This window comes from Paenibacillus sp. oral taxon 786 str. D14, assembly GCF_000159955.1.
In the GTDB taxonomy this organism is placed as follows: domain Bacteria; phylum Bacillota; class Bacilli; order Paenibacillales; family Paenibacillaceae; genus Fontibacillus; species Fontibacillus phoenicis.
Map to the genome: position 1 here is coordinate 40,098 of NZ_GG695990.1, position 16,128 is coordinate 56,225.

The following is a 16,128-nucleotide window of genomic DNA, read 5'->3' on the forward strand; positions in this document are numbered from 1 at the left end:
TTTCATATAGAATTGTGTTGATTTCGGGGATTAGGGCGGATTCTATTCGATTTTTCATATAAAAAAACGGATTCCGGCACCCGCAGGGCACATTCTGTATGAAATTTCATATATATCACGCCCCAAATGGTGGGATCTGCCGAAATGTATTCGATTTTTCGAACACATTTGCTGTCATTAGCGGTTCAATCGGTCCGCAGCGCGTAAATCGGGCGTAGCTTGGCTGCCTTGTTCGCTGGAATCATCCCAAAGATGATGCCGATGAACAAGGAGAAGCCAAAGGCGATCAGGACGATCAGGAGCGATACGGTGGTCGTTAGCGACGAATAGTGGCCGATCAACGCGCTGGCGCCGTAGCCCAGCCCGATGCCAATCAAGCCGCCGAAGCCGCTAAGTGCCGTCGATTCGACCATGAATTGCATCAGGATGTCACGCTTTTTGGCCCCGATCGCTTTGCGAACGCCGATTTCCCGGGTGCGCTCGCTGACGGAGACGAGCATGATGTTCATGATCCCAATGCCGCCGACGAGCAGCGAAATGCCGGCAATGCCGCCGAGCGCCAGCGACAGTATTTGGGTTGTCGAATTTAGCGTGTCCAGCATCTCCTGGGAGTTAAAGATACTGTAGGCGTTGTCGGCATTTTGGAACTTTTTATCCAAGGTAGCTTCCAGCAACGCTTTGACGGTTTCAATCTGCTTGGTGTCCTCAACCTGTACCGTAATCGAACGCACGCCGCGGCTTTGCAGAAAGCGCTCGGCCGTAGCGATTGGGATCAGCAGCTTATTATCGTTGGAGGCGGTCAGGCTGGAACCTTTCGATTCCAACAAGCCAACGATTTTGAAGCTGCTGCCGTTAAGCTGAATCGTTTGTCCAATCGGGTTATCTGTGCCAAAAAAAGTCTCGGCAGCTTCGGTCCCGATCAACGCCACCTTCATGCGGAACTCATTGTCCATGTCGATGATGTAACGTCCGGCTTGGACGTGGAAATCCTGGACCTCCTCGTAGGAAGGCGCGATGCCTTCTACCGAAAGACTGTCATTTACCGTTCCTTTCTTGGCCGTTACAGAGCCGTTGATCACGGGGGATACGGCCTTCACCCCTTCGATCTTCCCCAGAGCCATCGCTTCCTCAAAGGAGAGTGAGGTGGAGCTGCCCCGGCCCATGATGTTCACCGTAAGCAGGTCGGTTCCCAAGCCTTCGAGTTGGTCCGTAATCTGCGATGTGGTGCCTTGCCCCACAGATACGAGCGTAATCACCGAGGAGACGCCGATAATGATGCCTAGCATCGTAAGAAAAGAGCGGATCTTCGCTCCGGCGATGCTTTTCCAGGCCATTTTGATGCTTTGCAGAAGATTCATGCCCGGTTCCCCCGATCTTCAACAATTCGTCCGTCCTGGATTCGGATGACCCGTTTGGCTTGCTCAGCGATGGACAGATCGTGGGTGATAATAATGATCGTGTGGCCGAGTGCATTCAGTTCCTTCATCTTATCCATCACTTCGATGCCGGTCTTGCTGTCCAGCGCGCCGGTCGGTTCGTCCGCGAGCAGGAGCGGAGGGGAGCCGGCGATTGCACGGGCGATGGCCACCCGCTGCTGCTGCCCGCCTGACAACTCGGAAGGACGATGGTGCATCCGGTCTTCCAAACCAACGAGACGGAGCGACTCTTCGACTGATTTTTTTCGCTCCTTGTGCGGGACGTTGCGGTAGATGAGCGGCAGCTCAACATTTTCGTAGGCGGTTAATTTGGGCAACAGATTAAACTGTTGAAAAATAAACCCAATCTTCTCATTGCGAATCGTGGCCAGCTTGTTATCGGACAGCTTGCGTATGTCCTGCCCGTCAAGCAAATACGTCCCTTCGTTGGCGACGTCCAGACAGCCCAGCATGTTCATCAGCGTCGACTTCCCCGAGCCGGACGGGCCGATGATGGCGACGAATTCGCCATGCCGGACCTGAAAGCTGATATCGCTGAGCACGGTCATCATCTCTCCGGCCATACGGTAGCCGTGTCCGAGGTTCTGCACGTCGATCAGTGGGGGAGATATTGCCGCCATTATCGGCCACCTCCGCCGCTGAACCCGCCTCTTCCGGATGGAGCCGCACCGCCCCCGCCAGGAGCGGCGCCTCCGGCTCCGCCAAATCCGGCACTGCCTCCGCCGAACCCTCCCTGCATTCTCATTTGCTGTTGGGTGGAGGAACTCGAAGAGTTGCTGATGATCGTCGGGATCACAACCTCCTGGCCTTCGGTTAGTCCGCTGACAATCTCGATATATGATTCGTTATGCACGCCAACCTCAACGACCTGGATACGGCCGTTCATGCCGCTGGTGCCTCCGGCAGCACCAGCTGCGGCATCGGGCTGTGCAGTGCGGCCTGTGCTGGGCGTGCTGCCTTCGGCCGGTGCGCTGCCCGTGGTCGGCGCACTGTCAGCGGCCGGTGCGCTGCCTGTAGCCGGCCCGCTGCCCGACCCTTGCGGACTGGCTGCGCCACCTGCCGCACTTGTTCCGTCGCTCCCCGTTTCGGGCAGCATGACGAAATACCGGCCGGCCCGCTGCTGAACCGCCTCGATCGGCAGGGTTAAGATATCCTTTTTCTCCTCGGTGATGATCGTTGCTTCCGCTGACATACCTACCCGCACGCCTTCAGAATTGTTCAGGGCGATCGTGACATCAAATAACGACACACCGCCCGAGGCAACCCCTTCATTCGCGATGTCAGAGACAACACCTTCAAAAGTCTGATCCGGAAAAGCGTCAACTTGAACGTTCGCCTTCATGCCCTTTGTGACGCTGGGGATATCCAGCTCGTCAACCTGAATTTTGACGCTGAGCTTCTGGTAATCGTTAATGACAAACAGCTCGCTTCCGCTTTTAGCCTGTTCCCCGGCGGTGATGTTGACTGCGGTGACCGTGCCGTCAATCGGGGAGGTTAACGGATCGGGAGGAACCATTGCCTCCTGCAGCTTAGCGATTTCCGCTTCCGTATTGCTGATGTTTAGCTCTTGCTTGGCAATTGATTTTTTCGTGGCGTTTAGTGTTTGCTCGTCGGCGCCTTCTTGCACTTGACGTTTAAACTGATTTTGCAAATCAACCAGGTCCAGTTTCTGCATTTCCAGGGAGGATTGCTGTTCCTTGATGTTGTCGGTATTATCCGTGCCCTCAAATGTCAGCAGCACCTGGCCTTCTTCCACGACGTCTCCCGTCTTTACAAGAACTTCGCTTACTTTCCCCTCGTCCTTCGTACGTACGCTTTCGCTCTCGGTTGAGACGATCGTACCTGATCCGGACACGCTAACGGTAATGTCGCCCTTGCTGACCCGGGTCGTATTCTGAACGGGCGCCGCCGTCTGATTCTGCTTGTCCGGCAGCTTTAGAACAAGGATGAGGGCAATGGCGATCAGAACCAAGGCTCCGCCCCCAATCCACAACCATTTCTTCTTCATCGAATCCCTCCAACGATGATGTATTCTACCGGCAGACGGCAGTGCTTGTACCGGTTCTCTGCAAATCAAAACCATTTTAGAAGATGAAGATGAGGCGAACCTTAAGTGAAGCTGAAAGTTTTCTGAATGATTTTTCATAAAAAGACCAATTCACGGGAAATAGCCATGGCGCCATTCACAACGATCAAGTACAATGGATGTAACATATTTTGGGGAGGACTTTTTTTTCATGGATCAACGTCCGTCTGAAACATCTTATTCGTATTCCACGTTTAACCAATTTCCGCCGCCACCACCGCCGACGCCGCCCAAAACAAACGGCAAATCCATCGCATCGTTGGTGCTGGGCATTCTCTCGATCGTCATTCCGTATGTCGGCTTTATTTTGGGGATCGTTGCGATTGTGTTCGCCAGCTTGTCGTTTAAGGAGATCAAACGGAAGGGCGAGCAGGGCAAGGGACTTAGCATCGCGGGTCTCGTTTGCGGTATCATCGGTACGGCACTGTACGGTATCATTATTGTGATTGCCATTATTGCGGTATTGGTCTTTGCTTCATCGCCAGACATCTACGGCACGTTTTAAAGAACTGAATGAAAGCACCGTTGTCTTGGGCGCGGTGTTTTTTTTTCGTCAACTCTGACTTCGATGGGTTTGGACATGCTGGAAAAGGCGCGCAAAGTTTGTGATAATAGAAACAATCGCAATTTTTAGAATGAAAGAGGGATTTGGCCATGACGCAAACGGAGACGAACGGAACAGAGGTGCAAAGTATGGCCGATGCGGGGGAACAGGAGCGGATCTTCGCCCAGATCGCGAAGGAGCTGGGACTCTCCCTGAAGCAGGTGCGAACAACGATCGGGCTGCTGGATGAGGGCAATACAATTCCGTTTATCGCCCGTTACCGGAAGGAAATGACCGGGGAGCTGGATGAAAACCAGCTGCGCAATATTGAAGAGCGGACGCAATACCTCCGCAACCTGGAGGAACGGAAACGGGAAGTCGTCCGGATCATCGACGAGCAGGGCAAGCTGACGGACGAGTTGGCGGCCGCGATCGCGAAGGCGGTGAAGCTGCAGGAAGTAGAGGACTTGTATCGACCCTTCCGGCAAAAACGCAAAACCCGCGCGAGCGTAGCGAAGGAAAAGGGTCTGGAGCCGCTGGCGGAGTGGCTGTTGTCGCAGCCGAAGCAAGGCGATCCACTCACGGAAGCCGCGAAGTTCACCCAGGCTGCCGGGATGGAAGGAGGCGTAGAAACGGCCGAGGAGGCGCTGCAAGGGGCGATGGATATCGTCGCCGAGCAGGTGGCGGATGAAGCGCCGACCCGGGCTTGGGTCCGGAAATATACGATGGACCACGGAATAATGGTGTCCGAAGCGAAGTCACCGGAAGAGGAATCCGTCTACGAAATGTACTACAACTATCGGGAACCGGCCAAAAAAATGCCGCCCCACCGCATCCTCGCCATGAACCGCGGCGAGCGGGAGAACGTGCTGAAGGTGTCGCTGGAGGTGGACGCCGAGGCGATCTGCCGCCACATCGCCGGCCAGGTGATCCGCGGACGTTCCGCAACGGAGGACGTGCTGCGCGCGGCGATCGAGGATGCTTATAAACGCTTGATCGCCCCGTCGATCGAGCGGGAGGTGCGCGGCGAGTTGACGGAAAAAGCCGAAGCCCAGGCGATTTCGATCTTCGCCGGCAATTTGCGCAGCTTGCTGCTGCAGCCGCCGGTACGCGGCAAAACGGTGCTTGGCGTTGACCCGGCCTACCGCACCGGCTGCAAGCTCGCCGTTGTTGACGACACCGGCAAGCTGCTGGAGGTGGCGGTCACCTACCCGACGCCGCCAAACAACAAGAAAAAGGAAGCGGCAATCAAGTTCCACGAGCTGATCGACAAATACGGGATCGAGCTGATCGTGATCGGCAACGGTACGGCCTCGCGGGAGACGGAGCAATTTGTCGCCGAGGTCATCGCCGAGCGCAAGGGCAAGGACCGCGAGCTGGCGTATCTGATCGTCAACGAGGCGGGCGCCAGCGTGTATTCGGCCTCCAAGCTGGCGCAGGAGGAATTTCCGGATTTGGACGTGGCGGAGCGAAGCGCCGTATCCATTGCACGGCGGGTGCAGGACCCGTTGGCGGAGCTGGTTAAAATCGAGCCGAAGGCGATTGGCGTTGGTCAATACCAGCACGACGTGTCGCAGAAGCATCTCGACGAAAGTTTAAAGAACGTGGTAGAGTCGGCGGTAAACCATGTTGGTGTGGACGTCAATACCGCTTCGCCGGCGCTCTTGTCCTACGTATCTGGGGTTAATGCGACGATTGCGAAGAATATCGTTAAGTTCCGCGAGGAGAACGGACGCTTCAAGAGCCGCAAGCAGCTGCAAAAAGTACCGCGACTTGGCGCCAAAACTTTCGAACAGTGCGTAGGCTTCCTGCGGATCGACGGCGGCGAGAATCCGCTGGACAAGACGCCGATCCACCCGGAATCTTATGACGTGGTGCACCGATTGTTTGCCGAGCTGGGGGTATCGATGGATCAGCTGGGCTCCAAAGAGCTGAATGAGAAGCTGGCTGCGTTGAATCCGGACGAACTGGCGCCTCGCCTCGAGGTGGGCGTTCCAACGCTGCGCGACATTCTCGAAAGTCTGCAGCGCCCGGGGCGTGACCCTCGCGAGGAGCTGCCGCCGCCAATCTTCCGCACCGATGTACTGAAGATCGAGGACTTGGTGCCCGGCATGGAACTGCAGGGGACGGTGCGCAACGTCATCGATTTTGGGGCTTTTGTTGATATTGGCATCAAAAACGACGGGCTCGTACACATCTCCCAACTGAGCAACGGGTACGTCAAGCATCCGATGGACGTCGTCTCGGTCGGCGACAATGTCACCGTCTGGGTGCTGAACGTGGACGTGAAGAAAGGCCGGGTTGGTTTGACGATGCGGGGGCCGGCCGGGATAGAAGCTTAAACTTAAAACTCTACGTGCATCATAAATGTTTAAAAGTGTCGGACGCTGATCCTAAGCGATCCGGCGCTTTTTTAATGAGGAATAATTCGCGGGTAATCGACATCGAACAAGAAACCGATTGCAACTAGAAACGGGTTGTGATATAAAAAGAATATAAATCTAAACGATTAAATTTGGATTGTGACTAATCCGGAGGAGGTAGAATATGTCCAATCCAAGCATTAAAGATATCGCTGCCAGAGCAAATGTATCTACAGCCACCGTCTCTTATGTGCTGAACGGAACGCGGAACGTCCGGCCCAAAACCCGCGAGCGAGTGCTGGCCGTGATCGAAGAGATGAACTATAAACCGAATGACATCGCTAAAAGCTTGAAACGGCGGCGCACTGACACGATCGGCGTGATCGCCGAGGACGTTACCGTGTTTAACACACCAGAGATCATCGACGGAATCAACGATTACGGCGACCGGCACGATCTGCATATTTTGCTGACGAACCTGCGTCTCGATAAACGTATCGGCCGCGACTTCGCGAATATGGAGAAATACCGGAAGTATGCCGCCAGCGCAGTTTCCGAGCTGCTTAGCAAACAGGTTGACGGCATCATATACATTGGTGTGCATCCTCGTGATATCACTGGATTGATCGACAGCGAAGGCAAACCGATCATATATACCTATGCGTATACCCAAAACGAAGTAGCCATCCAATATAATGACGAACAAGCTTCTTACGAGGCAATGTCTTATTTAGTGGACAGGGGACACCGGAGAATTGCGATCATCAGCGGTTTAATGGATTCCATACCATCCCGGTTGCGCCTCAACGGTTATTACAGAGCGGTGACCGATTTCGAGCTTCCTTTTGATCCGATGTTAATTAAAATGGGGGACTGGGAGCGGGAATCCGGATATCGGCTAACCCGTGAACTGTTGTCCTTGCCTGAGCCGCCTACGGCGATCCTGGCGATGAACGACGTTATGGCAGTGGGCGTGCTGAAGGCGGCGGATGAAGCGGGTGTGGACATTCCTGCGGACCTGTCCGTCATCGGTTTTGATAACCGGGAATTTAGCGATTATTTGACTCCGCGGATTACGACCATGGATCTTCCGCTCCATGAAATGGGTTACCGCGCGATGGAAGCGCTGCATGACTTGATCCGGGGGAAACGGATCGAGCGTCCGGAAATGCCGGTGTGCCGGCTGATTGAACGTGATTCTGTAGCACAGCTTCCGAAGTAAGCTTTGATGAAAACCGTTAACCGGAATCTTTGATGGGAAACTTTCGATCCGAAAGTTCCTTGACTGAAAAAATCTAAACGTTTAGATTTTGATGAGGTGATGTCTTACAGGCGGGAGGTTAGGCTCGCTCTGTAAGTTCACATATAACATCAACCATATATTCTAAGGAGGGGTTACGTGTGAAGAAGAGCAAAAAATGGTTTGTCCTCGCATTGGTCAGCGCATTATGTCTTGGTCTGTTGTCCGCTTGCGGGAGCAAAAATGAAAGCGATGCCAATTCAGAAGGAGCGGCAAACGGAGGGGAAAAAGGAGCCGAGGAAGTAACACTGCGATTTATGACATGGGACTCCGGTCAAACGCTCCAACCTTATCAAAACGCAATCAATGCTTTTATGGAGAAACATCCGAACATCAAGGTCAAGGTAGAATCTGTACCGGATAACTATGACCAGAAGCTGCTGACTTCCCTTGCTTCTGAGACCGCGCCCGACGTGTTTATGGCCTGGAACTATCCGCTTTATGTTCCGGGAGGGGCGCTGGAGGACATGCAAACCTGGGTGGACAAGGACAACTACGATCTGAACAAATATTATCCCATTATCATGGATTACATGAATTATGACGGGAAACTTTGGGGGCTTCCGACGACTTATTCTACCCGGGCAATTTACTACAATAAAAAGCTGTTTGACGAAGCGGGTGTCCCCTACCCTAAGGACGGATGGACCTGGAATGATTTCATCGAGACGGTGCAAAAATTGACCAAGCCGGGCCAATACGGTTTCATCATGACGCCGGACGACGTCATGACCATGCAACCCTACTTTTGGAGTAATGGCGGGGATATGGTCAGCGATGATGGTAAAACGGTCGATGGCGTATTAAATAGCCCGGAAAATGTAAAGACGATGACGTTCCTGAAACAACTGTATGATGCTTCCTCCAAAATCAACACCGCGGGTAAATTCAGCACCAACAACGGACTGGAATCTTTCCAGACCGGACAGATCGCCATGTTCGACAACGGCATGTGGCCGCTGGGGGATATCCTGAAAGAAGGCAAGCTCGATATCGGAACCGTAACGCATCCGCTTCCTGAAGGCGGCAAACTGAATGGAATTATCCATACTTCGGGATACTCTATGCCGAAAGCCGGCAAAAACAAGGAAGCCGCCTGGGAACTGATCAAATTCATGTCCGGGGAGGAAGGCATCAAAATCATTACGGCCGACAAGTTTGCTTTTTCACCGGTAATTTCCGTAGATGAGGAGAACGGATACGCTAATGATCCTTATCTGGAAGCATTCGCTAAAGAGTTGAAAGGTACGGACAAGCTGATCGCCAGCATGCGCACCGAAAAATGGAGCCAGGCGGAAGATTTGATCCGCGCCGGGGTACAGGCTATTTTTTACGGCAACGCCGATATACAGAAAACGTTGAACGAAGTCGCGAAGCAAGCACAAGAGGTATTAGAGTAACGGTAATGCGGGAAGCGCTTGCAGCGCTCCCCGCGTTCCAGCAAACGAGGTGATGACCAAATGCAAGCAGCCGGCCCGGATTCAGCGATGATGCGCCGTGCGGCCAGACGAAGAAGACGGCGCGAAAACCTCTCAGGCCTGTTTTTTATCTCGCCGTGGCTGATCGGATTCCTTCTATTAATGTTTTTCCCGATGATGTTTTCGCTAGGAATAAGTTTTACCGAATGGAACATGGTTGGCAGCCCCGAAATTATCGGGATTCAGAACTATGTGCAGATGATTACGGCCGATCCCTTTTATTGGAATGCCATGAAGGTTACGTTCAAATATGTGTTTATTATGGTTCCGCTCCAGGTTATTTTCGCGATTCTCATCGCGGTGCTGCTGAACCGGGTGGCATACGGTATCAAGCTGTTCAGGGCGATTTTTTACCTACCCTCGTTGATTCAAGGGGTTACGTTGGCGCTGATTTTCAGCTGGATGCTGAACGATGATTTCGGACCGGTCAATTACATGCTGGAACTGGTGGGCCTGCCGCGGGTGCATTGGCTGACCGATCCGCACGTAGCCTTGTACGCCCTGATCTTCATCGCTCTCTGGGGCGTTGGATCGCCGATGGTGTTGTACCTATCAGCGCTGCGTTCCGTTTCGTCGGAATACTACGAGGCCGCTGATATCGATGGCGCTGGATCGGTTCGCAAATTTTTCAACATTACGATTCCGCTAATCACGCCTACAATCCTGTTTAACATCCTAACGAGTCTAATTTCGGCTTTTCAGACGATCGTGCTCGCGTTCGTCCTGACGGGTGGCGGCCCGGCCAACTCGACGTATTTCTATTCTCTGCACGTGTATCGCAATGCATTTACACATTTCAAAATGGGATACGCTTCCGCCATGGCGTGGGTAATGTTTATTTTGATCGTGTTGTTGACCGGGCTTATTCTTAAATCTTCGAAATACTGGGTCTACTATGAAGCCGATGGAGGTGGGCGCTGATGCATGCGCTGGCGCGAAAAGAACGAATCCAGACGTTGGTGTTCCAAATTTTGATCCTGCTGCTTGCGGCCGCGTTCCTGTTTCCGATCGCCTGGATGCTGTCGACTTCGCTAAAAGCACCAGAGGACATTTTTACGCCAAAACCAGATCTGATTCCGGATACGTGGCAGTTCCGAAATTTTGCGGAGGCCTGGAATGCCCAGCCGTTCGGGCGTTTTTTACTCAATACGCTGATTGTGGTGGGCGTTTCGACGCCGTTTGCCATGCTGTCGGCCACAATGGTCGCCTTCGGGTTCGCACGGATCAATTTTTGGGGTCGGAACGCCTTGTTCCTGCTTGTGATCGGCACGATGGTGATTCCCTGGGACGTTACGGCGATTCCGCTCTATATTGAATACAAAAAGCTGGGACTGATCAATACGCTGTGGCCGATGATTTTGCCGGGGGCGTTCGGTTCCGCGTTCTTCATCTTTCTGGCCCGGCAGTTTATTATGGGTGTTCCGCGTGATCTGGACGAGGCGGCGGAAATCGACGGCTGCAACCGCTGGCAGATCTACTGGAAGATCATCCTCCCGTTGTGCCAGCCGATCGTCGTCGTCATCGGCGTGTTTCATTTCGTGTGGTGCTGGAATGAATTTTTGACTCCTCTGATCTTCATTAACGATCAGAGCATGTATACACTGCCGCTGGGGATCAACCTGTTCAAAAACGCCTTCAACATCGAATATGAGAAGCTGATGGCGGTATCTTGCCTGTCGGTGCTGTTCCCGGCCACGCTGTTCTATTTTACGCAAAACTTGATTCTAGGGGGCATCTCGCTTAGCGGTGTCAAAAAATAACGATCCGTCATGACGGAGGGTGGAGAAACATGACCATACTTAGCAATACAAAGTTTGAGTTGGATTTTAACGAACGCGGCGCGGTAACGGTGTTGTTGATGAAAGATGATCCTAGCGCTATGAATTGGGTGGTAGATCCGGAGTATCTGATCGAAGCAGGGTATGAGGATACGCTAGATAAGCTGTTTGGGGAATGGACGGCGGTGGTGGATGGCCAGACGCTGAACAGTGCCGAATTGACGCCGGAAATCACGCGGGAAAGCGATAGCCGAATACAGGTCCGGTTCAAGACGGAGAAGCTGGAGGTCGGACTGACTTATGAACTGGAGGAGCAGCGGATTCGTTGGATCATCGAGTGCGGGAACCGGGCTGATGAGAGCTTACGGATCGAGGGACTGCATATTTGGTTCTCGCTGGCTTACGTGATGTTCCGGGACGAAAACGTGCTGCGCAACATACGGCAATCGTGCGCGCTTTTCCCCCATTTGGGCGGTGACTTCGCCAAGTTTGCGGCGGTCCGGCGCAGCAATGAGGCGCCTCATCTGGCCGTGTACGGGATGAAAGGGCACACAGCGGCGTTTGGTTCGTTCTGTCGCTACGAGAACCGCTTTTTGGAGCAGGTTTCGCCCTCGCTGGACGGGGTGCTGTTTCACCGTCTGTCGCTGGTGGAGGACGGCGGTTCAATGCCGGAGTCAGCGGCGACAGACTGGATCTATGGGGGAGGATATTATCCGGTCGTGTTGGAGACCGGTCAGAATATGTCGTGGGAATATGCCATCGCTTCCTGCGAGGGATGGGATGATTTCTATCGGCAGGCGATGGCATATGGCCATCCGCGCTGGGAGTATACGCCTGTGCTGGTTCGGGGAGGAACGTTTGAAGCGGAGTTGGAGCTTCCGGCGGGGGAGCGCGTGAGGGAAATCTGCGTGACTTCAGCTGTTCCTGAACCGACTGGAGGATGCCGGATTCGTGAGGAAACAGTGACCGAGTGGTTTTGCGCGGACGGTGAATGCGGGGAGGTGTTGCGGGTCTCCTTGCGGCGGGAGGAGCCTGGCGAACATAAACTTGAAATAACGCTGGAAGACGGACGCAAAGACGTGCTCGTTTGGAACGTGTTGGAGCCGATCGACTGCATTCTGGAGAAACGGGCCGAATGGCTGTGCCGGAATAATTACGACCCTACGGGGAAAGCAGGGAGGCCGCATGCTTTTTTGCCACTATCAAATCAAGGCGAATCTTTGGGCAAGCTGGCTTTTCTGCTGATGAAGAACGCCCTGGCAGCCCCGGTTCCGGAGCAGGTGACCATGGCGGAAGCCGCGGCGGTATTGGATATGAAAAATCACTGGTTCGAAGGCGGCGATTTTTCCCGACCGCGCGTGTTGTATGGGACGTTTTATCGGATATTCGATCTGGATTATATCGCGCATGTGTTTTATCTGCTCTCCAGGATGGATGCTGCGCTGCTGAAGCTCCATCCGCCGCAGACGTACCTGGAGTGGGCGGCTGAAGTTTTGTGCGTACGGATGGATCCAGAATGTCACGCTGGGCAGCGGGAAAAAAACGAGACGGGTCTAAACGGTGTGTTCATTTTGTACGTTGAAGACCTGCTGGCAGATTTGCAGGCCGCCGGTATGGACGGATGGTACGGCCGTTTGCAGGCACTCTGGGAGGCGTTCGGTAGCCGGCTGAAGCATAATGTATGCCGGTTCGCCGGGGCCGTTACCGAACATTTTTACGACAATGCGGGGTTCGGACCGACTTGCGAAACACTATTGCGCGTTGGAATGACCCACGAGGCGGAGCAATACGGGAGTCTGATTTTAGCCAATATCGGCTTTAGCAACGATTACCGATCACAGAATCCCGACCGTTGGTGGGAAGCGTTGTCTTATATGATCCATTCCCTGTGGGGCGGATTGGTTGCAGCTTCCGCACTTACTGCTTATGAGCATTTGGGCGATTCGAAGTATCTGGAAGCGGCGTACCGGGCGAGCATGGCCGTTTTCAACTGTTACGATTGGAACGTAGTATCGACGCCGCGCCGCTTGCAGCCGGGTGAAGCCGCTTCGACATATAGCGTGGCAGCGCCCAATCTGAACATGCCGGCACTGTCGCGAAACCGTTTCGGTCAATCTGTTTTCCGGAATGCGAGCGATCCGATGTTCGCGCGTCTATTTGCGAACGCCGCGGGTGACGATTGGGATATGGGCGAGGAGTTGGTAGCGTATCTGCTCGGCTTCGGTACGACCGCATATCTGTACCGCGATGAACGGGGGCGGCTTCGCTGTGTGAACGGCTGTTTGACGCGGGACGGGGACGGCTGGCTTATCACCAGCTACGCCGCATACCCGCGACAAATCGTGATGCGGGAGGAAGGGCTGGTGCTGCGGGCTCAGCCAGGCGAGGCGCTTCGGCAAGCTCAGTATCGCGACGGCAAGCTGGTACCGTTGCTTTAAGGCAGGTTATTATAACACGGGCATATGGTGAGTATAGGTTCCGCCCTACTTGCTATTATTGGCTTAGCTTGATTTCCCATTTGATTTCAGAAGATTGGACTTGGGAGACTTCGAATGGGCAGGAGTTTGCAAAAATGAAGAAGCCGTCCCAACCCGTCAAAAGGGCGGTGGGGACGGCCTTTTCCAATGACTATTGCATTTGGTTTGAGAATTCGGTTTGGCTTTTTTGACGACTATAATAAAAAAACCAACAATCGTTTAACAGCCGAATTTGACGGCGATCTCTCTTGTTAAAGGCATGCATGATCTGATTGCTAAGCCAGTTTGGCAAGCGTATCCCCTCCTCCGGAAACCCATTGGTATGGTTAGGGTATGGGGAATTCACCCAATCCGTGCAAGTCCCCTGCAAATCGCCGGTAAATTCTGGCTTTTGAACACGGTGGGGGAATGGAGAGGCAGGGGTGCGGTTTGGCCTTAACTGACCGGGTGGGGTCTGCCGGGGCTGACGCCACTCCAATGGAAGTCAGAAAAGGTTGGTGCCGCCTCTGCGCTGTTGGGTCTATTCTAACGGAACTCAGAGACGTTATTTGCTCGAAAACGGGCATGATCCGTTTCTAACGGAACCAGGAGACCTTATTTGGAGCGTGGACAGCGAAATGGCCGCAAAAACCGTGCAATAAGGTCTTTCAGTTCCGTTACAGCGGGAAATAGCCGGGAAATAGGCAAATAAGGTCTCTACGTTCCGTTAGAGCAGCGGCGGGGGTGTGACGACGAGCTATGCCCGGAAGAGCGCCGCTGCGGGGTGTGCTAGGCTCCTCCGACCAAAGTGAAAAAGCCGACCAATTCCCTCTACCTTACGGAAAGGGATAATCCTGGCCGGCTTCATTGCTTCCTTGGCAGCAGCCTTAGAGTTACGCGCCTTCTTCTTCGTACCATTGCTCCAGCTGAGCCTGGAGGGCACGGATTTCGGTGAGCAGCGAAATCAGGGGATAATTTTCCTCACGGATCGCGGAGAAAGCGGACTCCAGTCCGTTAATATAATCCAGCCCGCTCGTGATCTGCAGCGATTCCTGCAGGAGCTCGAGCTGGTCGCATTCGGCAATCGCACGCGGCAAGGTCGGAACCTCGGCAGCCGTCAGTTTATCGATTTCCTTGTTCAGCCGCAAATTCAAAGCGCTAAGCTGGTAGGCGTAGTCACGGGGCATTTCAACGAAGATCAGATCCTGGTCCTGCTGTAAAATGACGTATCTCATTAGGGACATGCTTAACGATTCTCCTTTTCTATCCATGCTACTTGACAGTGTAGCGTAAGGAGAAGTTAAAATTCAAGTAATGAATCTGGCAGATTCATGCGCTTCTACGAACAGGAAGGGGAGAGGACGATGACGGATGAGCAGCTGCAAGCCTGGATCGAGCAAATCTCGCTGCGTTCCTTCGGCGTGCCTTTCCGGCATAAGGCCCGTTTTAACAGCAGGTTAAGAACAACCGGAGGGCGTTATTTTATGAAAACCCATCATATCGAGATCAATCCCGCCCAACTGGCCGCCTATGGGGAAGAGGAAGTCGAGCGTATCATCAAACATGAATTGTGTCACTATCATCTTCATCTGGCGGGACGAGGATACCGGCATCGCGACGCGGACTTTAAGGCCCTGCTCCAAAAAGTTGGCGGCAGCCGTTACTGCAACGCCTTGCCCGGGGCAAAACAGCGCAAAACCTTGCCGCAACGCTATAAGCTGGTATGCGCCGATTGCGGGATGACGTATCTGCGTAAACGTCGAGTAGACCCAAGCCGCTACCGCTGCGGCCGATGTGCGGGGAAACTGCGGCTCTATGCATTATCCGGCGGTTAAAGGTGTGCTATACTTAAATCAAACAACCTAAGGAGTGATGTCAGATGGCCCAATCTCAAGCCAAGAAGCATCGGCAAAAGCTCATCCGAGAAGGCAAACGTAGCCCGGAGCTCAGCCGCAGTCCATTTGCGTTCCAAGATCTGCGAACCCGCAAGACGAAAACAAAGCAGGAACAACTTCATCGGCAAAAATATAAGAACCACGCTTCCTTGTATGGAGACGATGGTTCTTATTATTTTAATCCTCGGAATCTATGCTTTTCGATACGGTTAAAAAGATCTCGTACATCGTACTTTCCTCCGACGTTTTGGTCTGGTGCTGCTTGAGAAACGCCGTGACCCAGTCCTGAAATTCCTTCGCCTCCTGCGGGGTCAGATACACGTGATCGGTGGTCAATTGCCCGGAAGACGTTTGCGAGCGGGATGCTTTCAAAAACCGCTTTTTGCTTTCATCATATAAATTGCTTAGCAGCTTCTCGGTTTCTGTCAAAGCAACCTGCCTCATGGAATCATCAAAATAACTCTTCTTAATCTGAATAGCCCCCTCATAGGGCTCATAGTACTTCGCCGTAATGCCGTTGATGATCTTCGTGTCCACGAGCTGCAGCAGGCCGATGCTCTCCAGTTTTTTGGCGTGATAATAGACCTTGGCTGGAACTTCCCCCATCTTATCTGCCACTTCCTTCATCGTTGCCGGACGATTTAATTGCTTAAATGTATCCAGGATTTGAAGGCGATACGGGTCAGAATAGATCCGAATGTCCTCCAGGGTTTTTAATTCCTTCACATTGTCCACCAGTAAGCCCCCCACCCGAACCTTAAACGGTTGTCGTCATTGTTTTTAGTATAGCCT

14 protein-coding genes are annotated in these 16,128 nt (G+C 53.3%); 8 read left to right on the forward strand and 6 right to left on the reverse strand.

The genetic code is table 11. From position 1 onward, the window contains the following. Window positions 1-185: 185 nt before the first annotated feature. Genes POTG_RS18930 through POTG_RS18940 form a run of 3 tightly spaced genes read right to left on the reverse strand, consistent with a single transcriptional unit; the run spans window position 186 to window position 3,444 of the window. The gene (locus POTG_RS18930; RefSeq protein WP_009226463.1) at window positions 186-1,358 is read right to left on the reverse strand and encodes an ABC transporter permease; all 1,173 of its coding nucleotides are present in this window, start codon (window positions 1,356-1,358) and stop codon (window positions 186-188) included. Next, on the reverse strand, window positions 1,355-2,056 hold the full coding sequence (locus POTG_RS18935) for an ABC transporter ATP-binding protein (protein ID WP_009226464.1): 702 nt from the start codon (window positions 2,054-2,056) through the stop codon (window positions 1,355-1,357). Before POTG_RS18935 ends, POTG_RS18930 begins: the two co-directional genes overlap by 4 nt. Further along, window positions 2,056-3,444, reverse strand: a complete 1,389-nt coding sequence (locus POTG_RS18940; protein WP_028539682.1) for an efflux RND transporter periplasmic adaptor subunit — start codon at window positions 3,442-3,444, stop codon at window positions 2,056-2,058. The genes POTG_RS18935 and POTG_RS18940 overlap by 1 nt, the downstream gene beginning before the upstream one ends. Before the next feature lie 229 nt (window positions 3,445-3,673). Here POTG_RS18940 and POTG_RS18945 point away from each other — a divergent pair, with 229 nt between their 5' ends. From POTG_RS18945 to POTG_RS18975, 7 genes are all read left to right on the forward strand, one after another. Beyond that, window positions 3,674-4,027 carry a DUF4190 domain-containing protein gene (locus tag POTG_RS18945; RefSeq protein ID WP_036646263.1) on the forward strand — a complete coding sequence of 118 codons (354 nt, stop codon included), beginning with the start codon at window positions 3,674-3,676 and terminating at the stop codon, window positions 4,025-4,027. Between the two features lie 149 nt (window positions 4,028-4,176). Then, entirely contained in the window at window positions 4,177-6,408 is a 2,232-nt protein-coding gene (locus POTG_RS18950; protein WP_009226467.1) for a Tex family protein, read from the forward strand. A gap of 205 nt (window positions 6,409-6,613) precedes the next feature. After that, window positions 6,614-7,651 carry a LacI family DNA-binding transcriptional regulator gene (locus POTG_RS18955; protein ID WP_009226468.1) on the forward strand — a complete coding sequence of 346 codons (1,038 nt, stop codon included), beginning with the start codon at window positions 6,614-6,616 and terminating at the stop codon, window positions 7,649-7,651. A 179-nt stretch (window positions 7,652-7,830) separates the two neighbouring features. Then, a complete protein-coding gene (locus POTG_RS18960; RefSeq protein WP_009226469.1) occupies window positions 7,831-9,129 on the forward strand; it encodes an ABC transporter substrate-binding protein in 1,299 nt (432 codons plus the stop codon). Window positions 9,130-9,189: 60 nt separating this feature from the next. Next, the gene (locus POTG_RS18965) at window positions 9,190-10,128 is read left to right on the forward strand and encodes a carbohydrate ABC transporter permease (RefSeq protein WP_036646265.1); all 939 of its coding nucleotides are present in this window, start codon (window positions 9,190-9,192) and stop codon (window positions 10,126-10,128) included. Next, the gene (locus POTG_RS18970; RefSeq protein WP_009226471.1) at window positions 10,128-10,967 is read left to right on the forward strand and encodes a carbohydrate ABC transporter permease; all 840 of its coding nucleotides are present in this window, start codon (window positions 10,128-10,130) and stop codon (window positions 10,965-10,967) included. The genes POTG_RS18965 and POTG_RS18970 overlap by 1 nt, the downstream gene beginning before the upstream one ends. 29 nt (window positions 10,968-10,996) lie before the next feature. Next, entirely contained in the window at window positions 10,997-13,423 is a 2,427-nt protein-coding gene (locus POTG_RS18975; protein ID WP_009226472.1) for a hypothetical protein, read from the forward strand. A 190-nt stretch (window positions 13,424-13,613) separates the two neighbouring features. On the opposite strand, the gene cmpA is transcribed toward POTG_RS18975, so the two are convergent. Next, window positions 13,614-13,754, reverse strand: coding sequence for a cortex morphogenetic protein CmpA (gene cmpA, locus POTG_RS23475; RefSeq protein WP_085982553.1), 141 nt, complete (start codon window positions 13,752-13,754; stop codon window positions 13,614-13,616). 580 nt (window positions 13,755-14,334) lie between these two features. Then, the gene (locus tag POTG_RS18980) at window positions 14,335-14,685 is read right to left on the reverse strand and encodes a hypothetical protein (RefSeq protein ID WP_009226473.1); all 351 of its coding nucleotides are present in this window, start codon (window positions 14,683-14,685) and stop codon (window positions 14,335-14,337) included. A gap of 120 nt (window positions 14,686-14,805) precedes the next feature. On the opposite strand from POTG_RS18980, the gene POTG_RS18985 reads away from it, so the two are divergent. After that, window positions 14,806-15,276, forward strand: a complete 471-nt coding sequence (locus POTG_RS18985; protein WP_009226474.1) for a SprT family protein — start codon at window positions 14,806-14,808, stop codon at window positions 15,274-15,276. A 237-nt stretch (window positions 15,277-15,513) separates the two neighbouring features. Here the strand turns inward: POTG_RS18985 and POTG_RS18995 are convergent, their stop codons facing one another. Next, window positions 15,514-16,071, reverse strand: a complete 558-nt coding sequence (locus POTG_RS18995; protein WP_036646271.1) for an ArsR/SmtB family transcription factor — start codon at window positions 16,069-16,071, stop codon at window positions 15,514-15,516. Window positions 16,072-16,128 lie beyond the last annotated feature (57 nt).